The organism is Azospira oryzae (assembly GCF_004217225.1).
GTDB lineage: Bacteria > Pseudomonadota > Gammaproteobacteria > Burkholderiales > Rhodocyclaceae > Azospira > Azospira oryzae.
Genome location: NZ_SHKM01000001.1, coordinates 421,833 through 440,109 on the forward strand (window position 1 = coordinate 421,833; position 18,277 = coordinate 440,109).

Sequence of the window (18,277 nt, forward strand, 5' to 3'; positions counted from 1 at the left end):
ACGACATATGACGGAAAAGAAAAGCGGCAGCGCCGAAAAGCTGCTTTATTGCTCCTTCTGCGGCAAGAGCCAGCATGAGGTGAAGAAGCTCATCGCCGGACCGTCCGTGTTCATTTGCGACGAGTGCATCGAGCTGTGCAACGACATCATCCGCGACGAGATCGCCGGTGACGTCGGCGGCAAGGGCGGCAAGGACGACCTGCCGACGCCGAAGGAAATCTGCAGCATCCTGGACCAGTACGTGATCGGCCAGGAAGTGGCGAAGAAGATCCTCTCCGTGGCCGTGTACAACCACTACAAGCGCCTGCGCCATCAGGGCAAGAGCGCCGATGACGTGGAACTGGCCAAGAGTAACATCCTGCTGATCGGCCCCACCGGCTCCGGCAAGACCCTGCTGGCCCAGACCCTGGCCCGCCTGCTCAACGTGCCCTTCGTCATGGCCGATGCCACCACCCTGACCGAGGCCGGCTACGTCGGCGAGGACGTGGAAAACATCATCCAGAAGCTGCTGCAGAAGTGCGACTACGAAGTCGAGAAGGCCCAGCAGGGCATCGTCTATATCGACGAAATCGACAAGATTTCCCGCAAGTCCGACAACCCCTCCATCACCCGGGACGTTTCCGGCGAGGGCGTGCAGCAGGCCCTGCTCAAGCTGATCGAAGGTACCGTGGCCAGCGTGCCGCCCCAGGGCGGGCGCAAGCATCCCAACCAGGACTTCGTCCAGGTGGATACGGCCAACATCCTCTTCATCTGCGGCGGCGCTTTCGATGGCCTGGAAAAGGTCATCCGCAACCGCTCCACCCGTGGCGGCATCGGTTTCGGCGCCGAAGTGAAGAGCAAGGAAGACAAGAAGGCCGTCGGCGAAGTGCTGCGCACCGTGGAGCCCGAGGACCTGATCAAGTTCGGCCTGATTCCCGAGTTCGTCGGCCGCCTGCCGGTGATCGCCACCCTGGACGAACTGTCCGAAGCTGCCCTGGTGGAAATCCTGATCGAGCCGAAGAACGCCCTGATCAAGCAGTACCAGAAGCTCTTCGCCATGGAAGGTGCCGAACTGGAAGTGCGTCCCGCGGCCCTCACCGCCATCGCCCGCCGCGCGCTGGAACGCAAGACCGGCGCCCGGGGCCTGCGTTCCATCCTGGAAGGCGTGCTCCTGGAAACCATGTATGAACTTCCGGGCATGGACAATGTCTCCAAGGTGGTGATCGACGAAGGCATGATCTCCGGCGAAGCCAAGCCCATCCTCATCTACGCCGAGCAGCCCAAGGTTTCCGGCTCCAACTGATCCCGCGCATTGCCTGCAAGCCGGGGAGTCGCCAAATTTGGTGACTCCCCGGGCTTGAAGAATCCTTCCATCGCCCCTATCTTCAAGGGTGATTGCTTTTCATAAGGACTCACCATGTCCAGCATTACCCTATTACCTTCCGAGCCCGTGGATCTGCCCTTGCTGCCCCTGCGGGACGTGGTGGTCTTCCCCCACATGGTCATTCCCCTGTTCGTGGGGCGCCCGAAGTCCATCAAGGCCCTGGAAACCGCCATGGAGGCCGGCAAGAGCATCCTGCTGGTGGCCCAGAAGTCCGCTGCCAAGGATGATCCCGCTCCCGAGGACCTCTACGAGATCGGTTGCGTTGCCAACATCCTGCAGATGCTGAAGCTGCCCGACGGCACCGTGAAGGTGCTGGTGGAAGGCACCCAGCGCGCCCGCATCACTGCGGTGGACAACCAGCAGACCATGTTCTTCGCCACCGCCACGCCCATCGCCGGCGAAGACGGCCCCAACCATGAAGTGGAGGCCATGCGTCGGGCCGTGATTGCCCAGTTCGACCAGTACGTCAAACTGAACAAGAAGATTCCGCCGGAAATCCTCACCTCCATTGCCGGCATCGAAGAAGCCGGCCGACTGGCCGACACCATCGCTGCCCATCTGCCGCTCAAGCTCGAACAGAAGCAGGAAATCCTCGAGCTGTTCGACATCAAGGGGCGCATCGAGCGTCTGCTGACCCAGCTCGAGTCCGAGATCGACATCCTGCAGGTGGAGAAGCGCATCCGCGGCCGCGTCAAGCGCCAGATGGAAAAGAGCCAGCGCGAGTACTACCTGAACGAACAGGTCAAGGCCATCCAGAAGGAACTGGGCGAAGGCGAAGAGTGGGCCGACCTGGAAGAGATGGAAAAGAAGGTCAAGGCTGCCGGCATGACCAAGGAAGCCGTCGCCAAGGCCCAGTCCGAGCTGAAGAAGCTCAAGCTGATGTCGCCCATGTCGGCCGAAGCCACCGTGGTGCGCAACTACATCGAGACCCTGGTGGGGCTGCCCTGGAAGAAGAAGACCCGGGTCTCCAAGGATCTGGCCGAAGCCCAGAAGATCCTGGACAAGGACCACTGGGGCCTGGAGAAGGTCAAGGAACGCATTCTCGAGTATCTCGCCGTGCAGCAGCGGGTGGACAAGCTCAAGGCGCCGATCCTGTGCCTGGTCGGACCTCCCGGGGTGGGCAAGACCTCCCTCGGCCAGTCCATCGCCCAGGCCACCAACCGCAAGTTCGTGCGCATGAGTCTTGGCGGCGTGCGGGACGAGGCTGAGATTCGCGGCCACCGCCGTACCTACATCGGTTCCATGCCGGGCAAGATCCTGCAGAACATGACCAAGGTGGCGGTGAAGAACCCCCTGTTCCTCCTCGACGAGGTGGACAAGATGGGCATGGACTTCCGCGGCGATCCTTCCTCCGCCCTGCTGGAGGTGCTGGATCCGGAGCAGAACTCCACCTTCGTGGATCACTATGTCGAAGTGGAATATGACCTGTCCGAAGTCATGTTCGTGGCGACGGCCAACACCCTAAACATCCCCGGCCCGCTGCTGGACCGGATGGAGCTGATCCGCCTCTCCGGCTACACGGAAGACGAGAAGGTCAGCATCGCCCTGCGCTACCTGTTGCCCAAGCAGATGAAGAACAACGGTCTGAAGAAGACCGAGATCGCCGTGGCCGAAAGCGCCCTGCGCGACATCATCCGCTACTACACCCGGGAAGCCGGCGTGCGCAGCCTGGAGCGTGAAATCTCCAAGATCTGCCGCAAGGTGGTGAAGACCCTGCTGCTGAAGAAGAGCCAGACCAAGGTGGCCGTCACGGCACGCAATCTGGACAAGTTCCTCGGCGTGCGCCGTTACACCTTTGGCATGGCGGAAAAGGAAAACCAGGTGGGTCAGGTGACCGGTCTGGCCTGGACCGAAGTGGGCGGCGAACTGCTCACCATCGAAACCGCCGCCCTGCCGGGCAAGGGCAATACCATCAAGACCGGCAAGCTGGGCGAGGTGATGCAGGAGTCCATCCAGGCGGCCGTTTCCGTGGTGCGCCAGCGGGCCCAGTCCCTCGGCATCAAGGACGACTTCTACCAGAAGACCGACATCCACATCCACCTGCCCGAAGGCGCCATTCCCAAGGACGGCCCTTCCGCCGGTATCGGCATTTGCACGGCGATGGTGTCCGTGCTGACCGGCATTCCGGTGCGTTGCGACGTGGCCATGACCGGTGAAATCACCCTGCGGGGCGAGGTGCTGGCCATCGGCGGTCTCAAGGAAAAGCTGCTGGCCGCAGTGCGTGGCGGTCTGCAGAAGGCCCTGATCCCGGAAGAGAACGTCAAGGACCTGACCGAGATTCCCGACAGCATCAAGGGCAAGATCGAGATCGTTCCCGTGCGCTGGATCGACCAGGTGCTGCAGCACGCCCTGGAGCGCATGCCCGAGCCCCTGCCGGCTGTAGATCAAGCAGCGGCGCCGGTCGCCGCCCAGGCGGATGATTCCGCCAATTCCGGCGTCATCACCCACTGATGCCATTTTTGCCATGCCGGATGCAATTCTTCCGGCATGGCAACACCCCCTCAGAATATCCCCCGAATCGGCTAGAAACCGCTTGACACAAGGTTTTCCGGCTTGTTATAAAAGTGCGTGCAGGACTTTCCTGTTAACAACCTTTATGTAAGGGGGCTTACGTGAACAAATCTGAACTGATCGATCAAATCGCCAAGTCTGCGGATATCTCCAAGGCTGCAGCCGGCCGTGCGCTTGATGCCACCATCGGTGCCGTCAAGACTTCCCTGAAGAAGGGCGGCATGGTGACCCTGGTGGGTTTTGGCACCTTCTATGTTGGCAAGCGTGCTGCCCGTTCCGGCCGCAACCCGCGCACCGGCGCCACCATCAAGATCAAGGCAGCCAAGGTGCCGAAGTTCCGCGCTGGTAAAGCGCTCAAGGATGCGGTAAACTAACGGTCTTTCGCGCTTAGCCAAACGGCACGGGTGCTTAGCTCAGTTGGTAGAGCGCTAGCCTTACAAGCTGGATGTCGGCGGTTCGATCCCGTCAGCACCCACCAGAAAAAGAGCGTACAGAGTTAGTCAGGAGTGGTAGTTCAGTCGGTTAGAATACCGGCCTGTCACGCCGGGGGTCGCGGGTTCGAGTCCCGTCCACTCCGCCAGTAAGCAAAAAGGCGAACGAAAGTTCGCCTTTTTTTATTTCAGTGAGCCAAACAACGGAAGCCTTCTTATGTTTGACGCCGTCCGCAACAACAAACGCATCGTTCAGGTATTTCTCGGATTGATCACCCTGCCGTTCGCTTTCTGGGGGGTTGAATCCTACATCCGCAATGCGGGCGACAGTCGCGATGTGGCGACTGTCGGTGGCACGCCCATCACCCTGCAGCAGTATCAGCAGGCCTGGCGCAACCAGCAGGAGCGGCTCCGGGGCGCCCTGGGACCCAACTACAATCCGGCTCTGATGGAGTCTCCCGAGGCTCGCCTGGCGGTGGTCAATTCCCTGGTGGATCAGCGGGTGCTGCTGCTGGAGGCGAACAAGCGCCGCCTCATGGCCAGCGACGACCTGCTGCGCGATGTGATCAGCAAGATTCCCGCCCTGCAGGAAGACGGCAAGTTTTCCGCCGCACGTTACGAAACCGCCCTCAAGGCCCAGGGGCTGACCCAGACGGGTTTCGAAGCCCAGTTGCGTCAGGATCTGACGCTGCAGCAGCTGGTCGGCTCCGTCAGCGATACGGGCATGGTGGCGGCTGCAGCCGCGGAAGCCATGCTGCGCATTCAGGCGGAAGAACGGCAAGTGGCAGAGCTGCGTATCGTGCCCGAGCAGTTTGCGGCTCAGGCCAAGCCCAGTGCCGAGGCCATGCAGAAGTTCTATGAGGAAAACCGGGCCAGCTTCGAAATTCCGGAGCAGGTGCGGGCCGAGTTCGTGCAGCTGTCGGTCGATGCCCTGCTGGCCCAGCTGGTCGTGACGCCGGAAGAGATCAAGTCCTGGTACGAAGGCCACAAGGATCGCTACCAGCAGTCCGAAGAGCGCCGCGCCAGCCACATCCTTATCCCCAGCGGCAGCGACGTGGCCCAGGCCAAGAGCAAGGCCGAAGCCGTGCTCAAGGAAGTGCAGCAGAATCCTGCCAAGTTCGCCGATATCGCCAAGCGCGAATCCAAGGATCCCGGTTCTGCCAGCAAGGGCGGCGATCTGGGCTTCTTCGGCAAGGGCAGCATGGTCAAGCCTTTCGAGGATGCGGTCTTCAGCCAGAAGGAAGGCGAGCTGTCCGGCCTGGTTCAATCCGATTTCGGTTTCCACATCATCAAGGTCACCGGCATCAAGGGCGGCAAGCTGAAGACCCTGGACGAGGTGAAGCCGGAGATCGAAGCGGAACTGAAGCGTCAGGCAGCCTCCCGCAAGTTTGCCGAAGCGGCTGAGGCCTTCAGCAACACGGTTTATGAACAGTCCGACAGCCTCAAGCCGGCGGCGGACCGTTTCAAGCTGCCGCTGCAGCAGACCGGTTGGTTCTCCCGTCGCGGCGGTCAGAATGCCGGAGTCCTGGGCAACGAGAAGGCGTTGGCCGCCCTCTTCGGCGAAGATGTGCTGAAGAACAAGCGCAATACCGAAGCCGTTGAAATCGCCCCCAACACCCTGGTGGCTGCCCGTATCGTCGAGCACAAGCCGGCCAGCCTGAAACCGTTCGATACGGTCAAGGGCCAGATCGAGGAGATTCTCAAGATTCAGGAGAGCAACGCCCTGGCCAAGAAGGCCGGCGAGGAGAAGCTGGCCCAGTTGAAGGCCGGCGAGGACAAGCTGGGCTGGGCCCTGGTGAAGAATGTGTCGCGCATGGAAGGCAGCCGCCAGGTGCCGCCCGCCGCCCTGCAGGCCATCTTCAAGGCCGACGCCGGCAAGTTGCCTGCCTATACCGGGGTGGAGTTCCCCAACAACGGGGGCTATGTGCTGTACAAGATCATGAAGGTCAGCCAGCCCTCGTCCCTCGATGAAGGCAAGCGCAAGGTGCTGCAGAAAGAATACACCTCCCTGGTGGCCCAGGAAGATTTCGCCGCCTACCTGGCTGGCCTGCGTGCCCGCTACAAGGTCGAAGTGAACAAGGCCGCCCTGGAGGACAACAAGGATCGTTGATCCGCATTATCCGAGGCACAAAAAAGCCGACCGTGAAAACGGTCGGCTTTTTTATTGCGGCGGCTGACGGACCTCCGGAGAAGGGCTTTCTCGTCAGGCGCCCATCGGTTCGGCGTTGCCCAGGGCGGTGGTGTTGAAACCGCCGTCCACGTACAGCACTTCGCCGGTGATGCCGCTGGCCAGGTCGGACAGCAGGAAAGCGGCAGCGTTACCCACTTCCTCGATGGTCACGTTGCGGCGCAGGGGGGCGTGGTGGGAGTTGTAGGAGAGCAGCTTGCCGAAGCTGCCGATGCCGGAGGCGGCCAGGGTCTTGATCGGGCCGGCAGAGATGATGTTGGCGCGCATGCCTTCGGGGCCCAGGCTGGTGGCCATGTAGCGCACGGCCGCTTCCAGGCTGGCCTTGGCCAGGCCCATCACGTTGTAGTTGGGCATGGTGCGCTCGGCACCCAGGTAGGAGAGGGCCAGCACGGAGCCGTTGGCCTTCTTCAGCATGGGGCGGGCGGCCTTGGTCAGGGCCGGGAAGCTGTAGGAGGAAATGTCATGGGCGATGCGGAAGGCATCGCGGGAAATGGCATCGAGAAAGTCGCCTTCCAGGGATTCGGACGGCGCGTAGGCAACGGAGTGGACCAGGCCGTCGAGGCTGTCCCAGTGCTTGCCCAGTTCGACGAACAGGTTGGTGATTTCCTCGTCGTTGGCGACGTCGCAGGGCAGCACCAGGGTGCTGTCGAACTCGGCGGCAAATTTGGCGACCCGCTCCTGGAAGCGTTCGTTCTGGTAGGTGAAAGCCAGCTGGGCGCCTTCACGATGGCAAGCCTTGGCGATGCCATAGGCGATGGAATGCTTGGAGAGCAGCCCGGTGATCAGGATGCGTTTTTCGGCAAGAAAGCCCATACATGCCCCTAAGTTGAAAGTCCGCGGGATTATAGCGGAAACGGGGCGCATTTTACCGCAGTGCGTCACGGGAGGTTAAGGGCCGGGGGCGCCTTAATGACGCTCGCAGGCGCTTCCGCTAAACTCCGGGCCATGCGCAAAGGCTCTCTTTCCGGGATCGTCTCCCTCGTTGTTTCCCTGCTCCCCCTGCTTCTGACCGGATGCGGTGAAGGCCCCTGGAACGACCCCTATCCTGTGGCGGAGGCCGGTCGCAACGTGCTCTATTCGGCCTTCACCGAGCGCCCCAAACACCTGGACCCGGTCCAGTCCTACGCCGAGGACGAAAGCGTCTTTACCGGCCAGATTTACGAGCCACCGCTCCAGTACCACTATCTGAAGCGTCCCTACACCCTCATTCCCGCCACGGCTGAGAGCGTGCCGGTGCCCCGCTATTACGATGCCGCCGGCCGTCAATTGCCGGCCACTGCCGACGAGAGTCTGATCGCCAGCAGCGTGTACGAAATCCGCATCAAACCCGGCATCCGCTACCAGCCCCATCCGGCCTTTGCCCTGAAGGCCGACGGCACCCCCGTTTATGGCGATCTCGATCCCCTCAAGCTGCAGGACGTGCGGCGCCTGGCCGACTTTGCCGAGACCGGTAGCCGCGAGCTGACGGCCGATGATTACATCTACCAGATGAAGCGCCTGGCCCATCCCCGCCTCCATTCCCCCATCTTCGGCATGATGGCCGAACGCATCGAAGGCTTGGCCGCGCTGGGCAAGATCCTGCAGGCCGAAGCGGCCAAGGCGCCGGCAGGCCGCTGGCTGGACCTGGATCGCTATCCCCTTGCCGGGGTGGAGAAGGTGGATCGCTATACCTGGCGGGTTCGCCTCAAGGGCAAGTATCCCCAGTTCCTCTACTGGCTGGCCATGCCCTTCTTCGCCCCGGTGCCGAGGGAGGCGGACCGCTTTTACAGCCAGCCCGGCATGGCGGAAAAGAACCTGAGCCTGGACTGGTACCCGGTCGGCACCGGTCCCTACATGCTGACGGAGAACAATCCCAACAGCCGCATGGTGCTGGAGCGCAATCCCAATTTCCACGGGGAAACCTATCCTTGTGAAGGCGATCCGGGTGACCGGGAGAAGGGCCTGCTGGCGGATTGCGGCAAGGCGCTGCCTTTCATCGACAAGGTGGTGTTCACCCGGGAGAAGGAAAGCATTCCCTACTGGAACAAGTTCCTCCAGGGCTATTACGACGCTTCGGGGATTTCCTCCGACAGTTTCGACCAGGCGGTGCGCCTCAATGTGGGGGGCGATGTGCAGCTCACCGAGGAAATGCAGGAAAAGGGCATCCGCCTCCTCACCAGCGTCCGGGCTTCCATTTTCTACATGGGCTTCAACATGCAGGACAGCCTAGTCGGCGGCCTGGGCGATGGGGGGCGCAAGCTGCGCCAAGCCATTTCCATCGGCATCGACCAGGAAGAGTTCATTTCCATTTTCATGAATGGCCGCGGCATTCCCGCCATGAGCCCCCTGGCGCCCGGAATCTTCGGCTTCGAGGAAGGGCAGGGGGGTATCAATCCGGTGGTCTACGACTGGCGGGACGGCGCTCCCAGGCGCAAGTCCATCGAGAGCGCCCGCCGCCTCATGGCCGAGGCCGGCTGGCCCAACGGGCGCAACGCCCGCACCGGTGAGCCCCTGGTGCTGAATCTGGACACCACCGGCGGCGGCATGGGCGACAAGTCGCGGCTGGACTGGCTGACCCGCCAGTTCGCCAAGCTGGATATCCAGCTGGTGGTCCGTTCCACCGACTGGAACCGTTTTCAGGAGAAGCTGCGCAAGGGCGCGGTGCAGATGTTCTATCTGGGCTGGAATGCGGACTATCCGGACCCGGAGAACTTTTTCTTCCTGCTGCACGGCAGCGAAACCCGGGTCAAGCACGGGGGGGAGAACTCCGCCAATTACATGAATCCGGAGTTCGACCGCCTCTTCGAGCGCATGAAGAACATGGAGAACGGGCCTGAGCGGCAAAAGATCATCCGCCAGATGGTGCATCTGGTGCAGCAGGATGCCCCCTGGGTCTTCGGCTTCCACCCCAAGAACTACACCCTCGGCCACCGCTGGCTCTACAACCGCAAGCCCACGGATGTGGGCAACAACACCCTCAAGTACCAGCGCGTCGATGGCGCCGACCGGGCGGCCCGGCAGCGGGAATGGAACCAGCCCGTGCGCTGGCCCCTGGCCCTCCTGCTCCTGGCGCTGGCAGGCCTGCTGGTGCCGGCGGTGCGGGCCCATCGTCGCCGGGAGCGGCAGTCCGCCCGCTGATCGGCGCCCCTGTTCCTTTGTCCCGTATTGCGCTATTTTTTTGCGTTCTGGCGTCGCACAAATCCGCTGTGATGTCTGATATCATATATAAGACTTAAGGAGCTTCCGGCGGCTGCGAATGTAGTTGCGTATTTCGGGCAGCTCCCCTGTCCCCAGATCACTGAATTCCACCTGTCGAGAGGAACCAGCCGTGCTTGAAGCCTACCGCCAACACGTCGCCGAGCGTGCCGCACTCGGTATCCCCCCCCTGCCTCTGTCCGCCGCCCAGACCAAGGACCTGGTCGCCCTGCTGCAAAACCCGCCCAAGGGCGAGGAGCAGGCCCTGGTGGAGCTGATTACCTACCGTGTTCCCGCCGGTGTTGATGATGCCGCCAAGGTCAAGGCCGAGTTCCTGGCCAAGGTGGCCAAGGGCGAGCTTTCCTGTGTCCTGATTTCCCGCGCCAAGGCCACCGAGCTGCTGGGCACCATGCTCGGCGGCTACAACGTCAAGCCCATGATCGACCTGCTGGGCGACGCCGAAGTCGGCGCCGTGGCCGCCGAAGGCCTGAAGAAGACCCTGCTGGTGTTCGACTTCTTCCACGACGTCGCCGAGCTGGCCAAGGGCGGCAACGCCAACGCCAAGGCCGTGATGCAGTCCTGGGCCGATGCGGAGTGGTTCACCTCCCGTCCCGAAGTCCCCGCTTCCCAGAAGCTGACCGTGTTCAAGGTCACCGGCGAAACCAACACCGACGACCTGTCTCCCGCTCCGGATGCCTGGTCCCGTCCTGACATCCCCCTGCATGCCCTGGCCATGCTGAAGAACCCCCGTCCGGGTATCGAAGCCGACAAGGCTGGCGAGCGCGGCCCCGTCAAGCAACTGGAAGCCCTGGCCAAGAAGGGCAACCTGATCGCCTACGTGGGCGACGTGGTGGGTACCGGTTCTTCCCGCAAGTCCGCCACCAACTCCGTGCTGTGGTTCACCGGCGAAGACATCCCCTTCGTGCCGAACAAGCGCTTCGGCGGCGTCTGCCTGGGCTCCAAGATTGCTCCCATCTTCTTCAACACCATGGAAGATGCCGGCGCTCTGCCCATCGAGCTGGACGTTGGCCAGATGGACATGGGCGACGAGATCGAGCTGAAGATCGACCAGGCCACCGCCAAGGTCACCGCCCTGAAGAACGGTGCCGTCATCGCTGAAGCCCAGCTGAAGACCCCCGTGATCCTGGACGAAGTGCGCGCCGGCGGCCGCATTCCCCTGATCATCGGCCGCGGCCTGACCACAAAGGCCCGCGAAGCCCTGGGTCTGGCTCCTTCCACCCTGTTCCGCCTGCCCCAGCAGCCCAACGATCCGGGCAAGGGCTACTCCCTGGCCCAGAAGATGGTGGGCCGTGCCTGCGGTCTGCCGGAAGGCAAGGGCATCCTGCCCGGCACCTACTGCGAACCGAAGATGACCACCGTGGGTTCCCAGGACACCACCGGCCCCATGACCCGCGACGAGCTGAAGGACCTGGCTTGCCTGGGCTTCTCCGCCGATCTGGTGATGCAGTCCTTCTGCCACACCGCCGCTTACCCCAAGCTGGTGGACGTGCGCATGCACCGCGAGCTGCCTTCCTTCATCAGCACCCGTGGCGGCGTTGCCCTGCGTCCTGGTGACGGCGTCATCCACTCCTGGCTGAACCGTCTGCTGCTGCCCGATACCGTGGGTACCGGCGGTGACTCCCACACCCGTTTCCCCATCGGCATCTCCTTCCCGGCCGGTTCCGGTCTGGTGGCCTTCGCTGCCGCCACCGGCGTGATGCCCCTGGACATGCCCGAATCCGTGCTGGTGCGCTTCAAGGGCAAGATGCAGCCCGGCATCACCCTGCGCGATCTGGTCAACGCCATCCCCCTGTACGCCATCAAGCAGGGCCTGCTGACCGTGGAGAAGAAGGGCAAGAAGAACGTCTTCTCCGGCCGCATCCTGGAAATCGAAGGCCTGCCCGATCTGAAGGTGGAACAAGCCTTTGAGCTCTCCGACGCCGCTGCCGAGCGTTCCGCCGCTGCTTGCGCCATCGCCCTGAACAAGGAGCCGATCGTCGAGTACCTGCGCTCCAACATCACCCTGATGAAGTGGATGATCGCCGAAGGCTACCAAGACGCCCGTACCCTGAAGCGCCGCATCAAGGCCATGGAAGAGTGGATCGCCAACGGCACCCTGCTCAAGGCCGACGCCGATGCCCAGTACGCCGCCGTGATCGAGATCGATCTGGCCGACGTCAAGGAACCCATCGTCGCCTGCCCCAACGACCCGGATGACGTGAAGGTCCTCTCCGAAGTCGCCGGCGACAAGATCGACGAAGTGTTCATTGGCTCCTGCATGACCAACATCGGTCACTTCCGCGCTGCCGGCAAGGTGCTTGATGGCAAGTCCGACATCCCGACCCGCCTGTGGATCGCTCCGCCCACCAAGATGGACGCCCTGATCCTGACCGAAGAAGGCTATTACAGCGTTCTCGGCAAGGCTGGTGCCCGTATGGAAATGCCGGGCTGCTCCCTGTGCATGGGCAACCAGGCCCAGATCCGCAAGGGTTCCACCGCCATGTCCACTTCCACCCGGAACTTCCCCAACCGTCTGGGCATCGACACCCGGGTATACCTGGGCTCCGCCGAACTGGCCGCCATGTGCTCCCTGCTGGGCAAGATCCCGACTGTGGCCGAGTACATGGAATACATCCAGGTGGTGAATGCCAAGGCTGCCGACATCTACCGCTACATGAACTTCGACCAGATCCCCGAGTTCGTGGAAGTGGCGGAAACCGTTACCGTCTGAGCGGTACGGCGCAAGACAAAACCAAAGGAAGCAACACGAGGAGATGCGGCCCCGCTTCGGCGGGGCCGTTTTTTTTGCAGCGACGCCTTTCCTTTGGCGTGCCGGTCCCGCTGTTGGCAGCCCCGGTGGTACGGTGGCACGGCTGGCTGCTATGGAATGCCGGCCGGGATCGGTTATGCTCCGGCCCGGGCAACGGCGCCATGAGCGGTCGCCGGCTTTGCTGCGTTAAGGGAAACAATGGAAATCATCACCAAGAAGCAGGCCATCAAAACCTGCAGTGGCTATTCCTGCATCGGCCTGTACAACCCCAAAAGCCCGGGCAACGTGGGCTCGATCATGCGTGCCGCCGGCTGCTATGGCGTCAATACGGTTTTTTACACCGGCAAGCGCTATGACACGGCCAAGGAATTCTGCACGGACACCAAGCAGGTGCATCAGCAGCTGCCCCTGATCGGCGTGGACGATCTGCAGCAGGTGATCCCCCTGGGCTGTGTGCCGGTGGCCATCGAACTGGTGCCGGAGGCCAAGCCCCTGACCGAGTACCGCCACCCGGAGCGGGCCTTCTACATCTTCGGCCCGGAGGATGGCAGCCTGAGGAAGAACGTCACCTCCTGGTGCCAGGATATCGTCTACATCCCGACCCACGGCTGCATGAACCTGGCGGCGACGGTCAATGTGGTGCTGTACGACCGGATGCTGAAGGCCGGCGGCTACCGCGGCTAGTGGGTGTCCCGGGAGGGCGCCACGACGCCCTCTCCGGCTAGTGCTCCTTGCCGTCCACCCGGGGAGCGAGCAGGAAGGGGATCAGGCGCCAGCCGAGCAGGCCGAAACAGCCCAGCCAGCAGGTGGCAGCCAGATAGATCCACTGCACATAGGCTGCCGGGAAAAACTGGGGGATGACGATGCGCAGGACAAAACCCAGCAGCATCAGCCTCAGGGCCAGCTTGTCCAGGGTCTCGAAGACCACCTTGCGGCCGGTATGGCCCTTGGCGATGCGGATCAGCATGGCCGGAATCACCAGGCCCATGGCGCCGAAGGTGAATACGTGGAGCGACAGGGAACCGATCCAGGGCACCGGGCTGAAGTAATGCAGGCTCTCCAGCAGCAGTTGGGCGGTAATGGCCAGATAGCCCAGGTACATGACGCCGATGTCGATGCGGCTGAGACCCAACAGGGGCTTCCAGAATGCCAGGCGCAGCAGGAGCAGGGCGGCCAGCAGCAGGGCCAGGACGGCGCCGGCCAGCGGCAGCAGCAGGGGTTGCAGCACCAGCAGCAGCCCCAGCCCCTTGATGGCGCCATCCAGGAGCGGATGGCGGAGGATGGCGACCTGAAACACGCCTTTCATGAACTGGGTCAGGGTCCGTTCGAACATCACCAGGAAGGCCATGCGGAACAGGCCCAGGGTGATGCCGACGCCGATGGCGAAGGTCTCCGGCTGCAGCAGCAATTGCTTGGCCACGAGAAAGGCCGGCAGCACCAGCAGGAAATAGTAGTTGTCCCGATAGCTGTCCTGGGCCCGGTAGCGGATCAGCGTATGCAGCAGCATGACGATGATGCTGCCGATGAAGAGGTTGCTGCCCAGGTGGAACAGCCAGCCGGGCCATGACCCGGCGGTGGCCATGACGACCCGTTCCAGCAGCCAGGCGGCAACCAGGTAGGCCAGGGAAGCGCCGTGATGGCCTCGCACCGAGACCCAGTTTTTCGTGGCCGTGAGCAGGAAGCCGCCGAGGACGGCCCAGCCGAAGCCGAAGAACATTTCGTGGGCGTGCCATTGCAGCGGGGTAATGGAGGCGGCGGGCAGGGCGAGGGCGCCGGAAAAGACGGCGGCCCACAGCAGGGGCAGGCTCAGGCCGGCCAGGCAGGCGAGGGCGAAGAAGGGGCGAAAGCCCACCAGCCACAGCGGGTGTTCGGCAAATTTCACGATGGTGTGTCCGCTTGGGCCGGGCGGCGGCAATTGGCCGGCCCGACATGAAAAGGGGCTCCAGAATAGGAGCCCCGATGGTCGATGCGCTTTGATGCCTGTCAGCTTTGGCTGAAAAACCGCCGGGCGGCGCCGGCGGGGATGTTCATGCCCGTGGCCTGGGCCCGCTGCAGCAGTTCCCAGTAGTAGCGGTAGGAAGCCCGGTCGTGCAGTCGGCCGGCATGCTGGATGGGGCCCCAGTCCTTGTCCTGGGCAGCTTCCAGAATTTCCGTGGCTTCCTGCACTTCGGAAAAGTCGGGGCGCATGGCTTCGACGATGGGCATGATCTGGTTGGGGTGAATGCTCCACATGCGCAGATAGCCGAACTCCCGGCGGGCCCGGCGGGCGTCGTCGGCCGCCACGGTCGTGTCCTTGATTTCGGTGGTGACATTGTGGGAAGGCACCACGCCGTTGGCCAGGGCGGCGGCGGCGATGTCGGCCTTGGCCCGGGCCACCAGGGGGTGGTCGAACTGGCCGGGGCTCTTCATGGCGCTGCCGGGAATGGCGCCGTGGTGGCCGGAGACGAAGTCCATGAGGCCGAAGTCCAGGCTTTCGACGCCGGGCAGGGCGGCGATTTCCCAGGCATCCCGGAGGGCGCCGTGGGTTTCGATCAGCACGTGGACCGGAATGGGGCGGCTGATCCGGCACTGGGCCTCGATGCTGCGCAGGGCATCGATCTGGGTCCGCGCATCGTCGACGGAGCGAACCTTGGGAATGGTCAGGAAAGCGAGGCGCTGGCCGGCGTGGTAGACCAGGATTTCCAGATCCTGGCGCCAGTGGGGGTGGGTGATGTCGTGGATGCGCGCACCGACCCGGCCGAAGCGGTTGTCGCTGCCGCTGATGAGGCCGGCGGCCATTTCCGCATGTTCGGCTTCGGCACCGGCGTGGGCACCGTCTTCGCAGTCGCAGGTGATGTCGAAAACGGGCTGGTTGTTATGGGCCAGTTCCTGCTGCAGCTGCAGGGCCTTCTTCATGAGCTTTTCCGATCCGGCGTAGTGGTCCACCACAGGCAGGACGGGGAAGGGCTTTTCACCGGCGAAGAGAACGTCGTTGGGATGACGCAGGGTCATGGGCAAAGCTCCAAAGAAAAAGGCCGCGGCATTTTACCGCGGCCTTTGCAGCAAGTGGCTTGCTGTTGCTTACAGCATGGAAGCCACGGCGGCGCGCTCTTCTTCCAGCTCGGCCAGGGTGGCGTTCATCTTGCCGCGGCTGTACTCGTCGATCTCCAGGCCCTGGATGATCTTGTAGTCGCCGTTCTTGCACTCGCAGGGGAAGCCGTACACGACGCCTTCGGGGATGCCGTAGGAGCCGTCGGAAGGCACGCCCATGGTGACCCATTCGGAAGAGCCCAGGACCCAGTCACGCACGTGGTCGATGGCGGCATTGGCAGCGGAAGCGGCGGAGGACAGGCCCCGGGCTTCGATGATGGCGGCGCCGCGCTTGCCCACGGTGGGCAGGAAGACGTCGTTGTTCCACACGGCATCGTTCACCAGGCCCTTGACGTTGTCGCCGTTGGAGGTGGCGAAACGGTAGTCGGCGTACATGGTGGGGGAGTGGTTGCCCCACACGACCATCTGCTTGAAGGAGGAAACGGCGCGGCCGGTCTTGGCAGCCAGTTGGGACAGGGCGCGGTTGTGGTCCAGGCGCAGCATGCCGTGGTAGTTGCGGGGGTTGGTGCGGCCAACCTTCTTGGCGGCGGAAGCGGCGATGTAGGCGTTGGTGTTGCAGGGGTTGCCCACCACCAGGACCTTCACGTCTTCCTTGGCGTTTTCAGCGATGGCCTTGCCCTGAACGGTGAAGATGGCACCGTTGGCGGTCAGCAGGTCGGCACGCTCCATGCCCTTGCTGCGGGGACGGGCGCCCACCAGCAGACAGACGTCGGCATCCTTGAAGGCGACGTTGGGGTCGTCGGTGGCAACCATGCCGGCCAGCAGCGGGAAAGCACAGTCTTCCAGTTCCATCATCACGCCCTTGACGGCCTGCTGGGCTTGCGGCAGATCGAGCAGCTGCAGAATGACGGGCTGGTCTTTGCCGAGCATTTCGCCGGAGGCGATGCGGAAGAGCAGGCTGTAGCCGATCTGGCCGGCGGCGCCGGTAACGGCTACGCGCATGGGGGCTTTGGACATGGTGCGACTCCTGTGAGTACAGTCGTTGAACAAAATTCGTGAATTCGTCGCCGGCGCAGGCTCTCCGCGCCAAGCTTTGAAATAGTATGCCCTCGTTTCCGGGGTGTCAATGTTGCAACTTATGTCTTATATAAGATGTAAGTATTAGAATAGACTATTGACGTTTTTTGTGCTGAAATAACCAGATTATGACCCGCCAAGTTACGTCACTGTCGCCCACCTTCAGCCCTTTGTATCGTCAGATCAAGGAGTTGATGATGAGTAGCCTGGAAGCGGGGGAATGGGGTCCCGGCGATGCCATTCCCAGCGAATCCGAGCTGGCGTTGCGCTTTGGTGTGAGTCAGGGAACGGTGCGCAAGGCCATCGACGAGATGGCTGCCGAAAATCTCCTGGTGCGCCGTCAGGGCAAGGGCACTTTCGTCGCCACCCACAACGACCCCCGTTCCTTCTTCCGTTTTTTGCGCCTCGTTCCCAACGAAGGCGGTCTGCAGCAATCCCACAGCGAACCCATCGAATGCTGGCGTGCCAAGGCCGGTCAGGATGTGGCGCGGGTTCTCGGTCTCGAAGTCGGCAAGCCCATCACTATCGTGCGCCGGTTGTTGAGCTTTGATGCCGAGCCGGTGGTGCTGGACGAAATCTACGTGCCCAGCGATCTCTTTCCCGATCTCTCCCTGGAAATCCTCAAGGGCAGCGATCAATCCCTCTACAGCATGTACGAGTCCCGTTACGGCGTGCGCATGATCCGTGCCGAAGAGCGCATTCGTGCCGTGGCTGCGGACAAGAGCAATGCGGATTTGCTGCGGGTGCCGGAAGGCAGTCCCCTGCTGCTGGTGGAGCGGGTGGCATTTACCTACGGCAACAAGCCGGTCGAGTGGCGCCGCGGCTTTTACTCGACCCAGAAACACCATTATCTGAATGAACTAGGCTGAGGCAAGGAGGTCGGCGGCAACGGAAATTCGGAAACAAAGGGAAGTCGAAAAACACTATAATTTATAACTTTCATAAGGGTGCGGTGGCAGTTCAGTCGCCGTTTCGCAACAAGCAAGAGGGATGACGTTCATGGCAGAACTCAGTATCAAAAAGAAGCGTCCGAAAAATCTGGACCTGACAACGATCCGCCTGCCCCTACCGGGTATTCTTTCCATTCTCCACCGCGTCAGCGGCGCCGGCCTGTTCCTGTGTCTGCCCCTGCTGCTGTGGCTGTTCCAAAGCAGCCTGGCGACGCCCGAGTCGTTTGCCACCTTCAAGGCCGTCGCAGCCCATCCCCTGGTCAAGATCATCCTGCTGGGCCTGCTGTGGGCCTTCTGTCACCACTTCTGTGCCGGTATCCGCTACCTGTTCCTGGATGTGCACATGGGCGTTGATCTCGAATCCGCCCGTCTGACCAGCAAGATCGTCTTCGCCGTCAGCATCGCGCTGACCGTCATCCTGGGAGTTGCCCTGCTATGGTAAATCGCATTGTTGTTGGCGCCCATTACGGCCTGAAGGACTGGATTGCCCAGCGCGCCACGGCCGTCATCATGGCCGTCTATTCCGTCATCCTGTTGGCCGCCGTCGGTGCTATCGGCCCCAACACCTACGAAGCCTGGCGCGGTCTGTTCGCCAACGGCTTCATGAAGTTCATTACCTTCCTGTTTTTCATCTCCCTGTTCTACCACGCCTGGATCGGCGTGCGTGACATCTGGATGGACTACGTCAAGCCCACCGGCATCCGCCTGGTGCTGCATGTCCTGACCATTTTCGCCCTGCTCGGCTACGCCGGCTGGGCCACTCAGATTCTGTGGAGACTGTAA

Annotated in this window: 14 protein-coding genes and 2 tRNA genes; 12 read left to right on the forward strand and 4 right to left on the reverse strand. The window is 62.5% G+C overall.

Annotation, left to right across the window (positions count from 1 at the left end; translation table 11 throughout):
- Window positions 1–7: 7 nt before the first annotated feature.
- The 6 genes from clpX (at window position 8) to EV678_RS01960 (ending at window position 6,415) form a co-directional block, all read left to right on the forward strand.
- Entirely contained in the window at window positions 8–1,282 is a 1,275-nt protein-coding gene (gene clpX / locus EV678_RS01935; protein ID WP_014237256.1) for an ATP-dependent Clp protease ATP-binding subunit ClpX, read from the forward strand.
- Between the two features lie 114 nt (window positions 1,283–1,396).
- Entirely contained in the window at window positions 1,397–3,814 is a 2,418-nt protein-coding gene (gene lon, locus EV678_RS01940; protein ID WP_130458322.1) for an endopeptidase La, read from the forward strand.
- A gap of 161 nt (window positions 3,815–3,975) precedes the next feature.
- Entirely contained in the window at window positions 3,976–4,248 is a 273-nt protein-coding gene (locus tag EV678_RS01945; protein WP_014237258.1) for an HU family DNA-binding protein, read from the forward strand.
- A gap of 28 nt (window positions 4,249–4,276) precedes the next feature.
- Window positions 4,277–4,352, forward strand: a tRNA-Val gene (locus tag EV678_RS01950).
- A gap of 25 nt (window positions 4,353–4,377) precedes the next feature.
- A tRNA-Asp gene (locus tag EV678_RS01955) sits at window positions 4,378–4,454 on the forward strand.
- Window positions 4,455–4,522: 68 nt separating this feature from the next.
- The gene (locus EV678_RS01960; protein WP_130458323.1) at window positions 4,523–6,415 is read left to right on the forward strand and encodes a SurA N-terminal domain-containing protein; all 1,893 of its coding nucleotides are present in this window, start codon (window positions 4,523–4,525) and stop codon (window positions 6,413–6,415) included.
- Window positions 6,416–6,508: 93 nt separating this feature from the next.
- Here the strand turns inward: EV678_RS01960 and fabI are convergent, their stop codons facing one another.
- Window positions 6,509–7,306 (reverse strand): enoyl-ACP reductase FabI, encoded by a 798-nt coding sequence (fabI, locus tag EV678_RS01965; protein ID WP_130458324.1) that lies wholly within the window; start codon window positions 7,304–7,306, stop codon window positions 6,509–6,511.
- Window positions 7,307–7,438: 132 nt separating this feature from the next.
- Here fabI and EV678_RS01970 point away from each other — a divergent pair, with 132 nt between their 5' ends.
- The 3 genes from EV678_RS01970 (at window position 7,439) to EV678_RS01980 (ending at window position 13,121) form a co-directional block, all read left to right on the forward strand.
- Window positions 7,439–9,610 carry an ABC transporter substrate-binding protein gene (locus EV678_RS01970; RefSeq protein ID WP_130458325.1) on the forward strand — a complete coding sequence of 724 codons (2,172 nt, stop codon included), beginning with the start codon at window positions 7,439–7,441 and terminating at the stop codon, window positions 9,608–9,610.
- A gap of 190 nt (window positions 9,611–9,800) precedes the next feature.
- Entirely contained in the window at window positions 9,801–12,398 is a 2,598-nt protein-coding gene (gene acnB, locus EV678_RS01975) for a bifunctional aconitate hydratase 2/2-methylisocitrate dehydratase (protein WP_130458326.1), read from the forward strand.
- A gap of 237 nt (window positions 12,399–12,635) precedes the next feature.
- Window positions 12,636–13,121: an RNA methyltransferase gene (locus EV678_RS01980; RefSeq protein WP_050804298.1), complete on the forward strand. Its 486-nt coding sequence runs from the start codon at window positions 12,636–12,638 to the stop codon at window positions 13,119–13,121.
- Between the two features lie 37 nt (window positions 13,122–13,158).
- On the opposite strand, the gene EV678_RS01985 is transcribed toward EV678_RS01980, so the two are convergent.
- The 3 genes from EV678_RS01985 to EV678_RS01995 form a co-directional block, all read right to left on the reverse strand.
- The gene (locus tag EV678_RS01985) at window positions 13,159–14,319 is read right to left on the reverse strand and encodes an NnrS family protein (RefSeq protein WP_130458327.1); all 1,161 of its coding nucleotides are present in this window, start codon (window positions 14,317–14,319) and stop codon (window positions 13,159–13,161) included.
- 101 nt (window positions 14,320–14,420) lie between these two features.
- Window positions 14,421–15,428 carry an HpcH/HpaI aldolase/citrate lyase family protein gene (locus EV678_RS01990; RefSeq protein WP_130458328.1) on the reverse strand — a complete coding sequence of 336 codons (1,008 nt, stop codon included), beginning with the start codon at window positions 15,426–15,428 and terminating at the stop codon, window positions 14,421–14,423.
- 69 nt (window positions 15,429–15,497) lie between these two features.
- Window positions 15,498–16,484 carry a malate dehydrogenase gene (locus tag EV678_RS01995; protein WP_130458329.1) on the reverse strand — a complete coding sequence of 329 codons (987 nt, stop codon included), beginning with the start codon at window positions 16,482–16,484 and terminating at the stop codon, window positions 15,498–15,500.
- A 188-nt stretch (window positions 16,485–16,672) separates the two neighbouring features.
- Here EV678_RS01995 and EV678_RS02000 point away from each other — a divergent pair, with 188 nt between their 5' ends.
- From EV678_RS02000 to sdhD, 3 genes are all read left to right on the forward strand, one after another.
- Window positions 16,673–17,413 carry a GntR family transcriptional regulator gene (locus EV678_RS02000; RefSeq protein ID WP_014237267.1) on the forward strand — a complete coding sequence of 247 codons (741 nt, stop codon included), beginning with the start codon at window positions 16,673–16,675 and terminating at the stop codon, window positions 17,411–17,413.
- Window positions 17,414–17,543: 130 nt separating this feature from the next.
- Window positions 17,544–17,936 (forward strand): succinate dehydrogenase, cytochrome b556 subunit, encoded by a 393-nt coding sequence (gene sdhC, locus EV678_RS02005; RefSeq protein ID WP_014237268.1) that lies wholly within the window; start codon window positions 17,544–17,546, stop codon window positions 17,934–17,936.
- Window positions 17,930–18,277 (forward strand): succinate dehydrogenase, hydrophobic membrane anchor protein, encoded by a 348-nt coding sequence (gene sdhD / locus EV678_RS02010; protein WP_130458330.1) that lies wholly within the window; start codon window positions 17,930–17,932, stop codon window positions 18,275–18,277. The genes sdhC and sdhD overlap by 7 nt, the downstream gene beginning before the upstream one ends.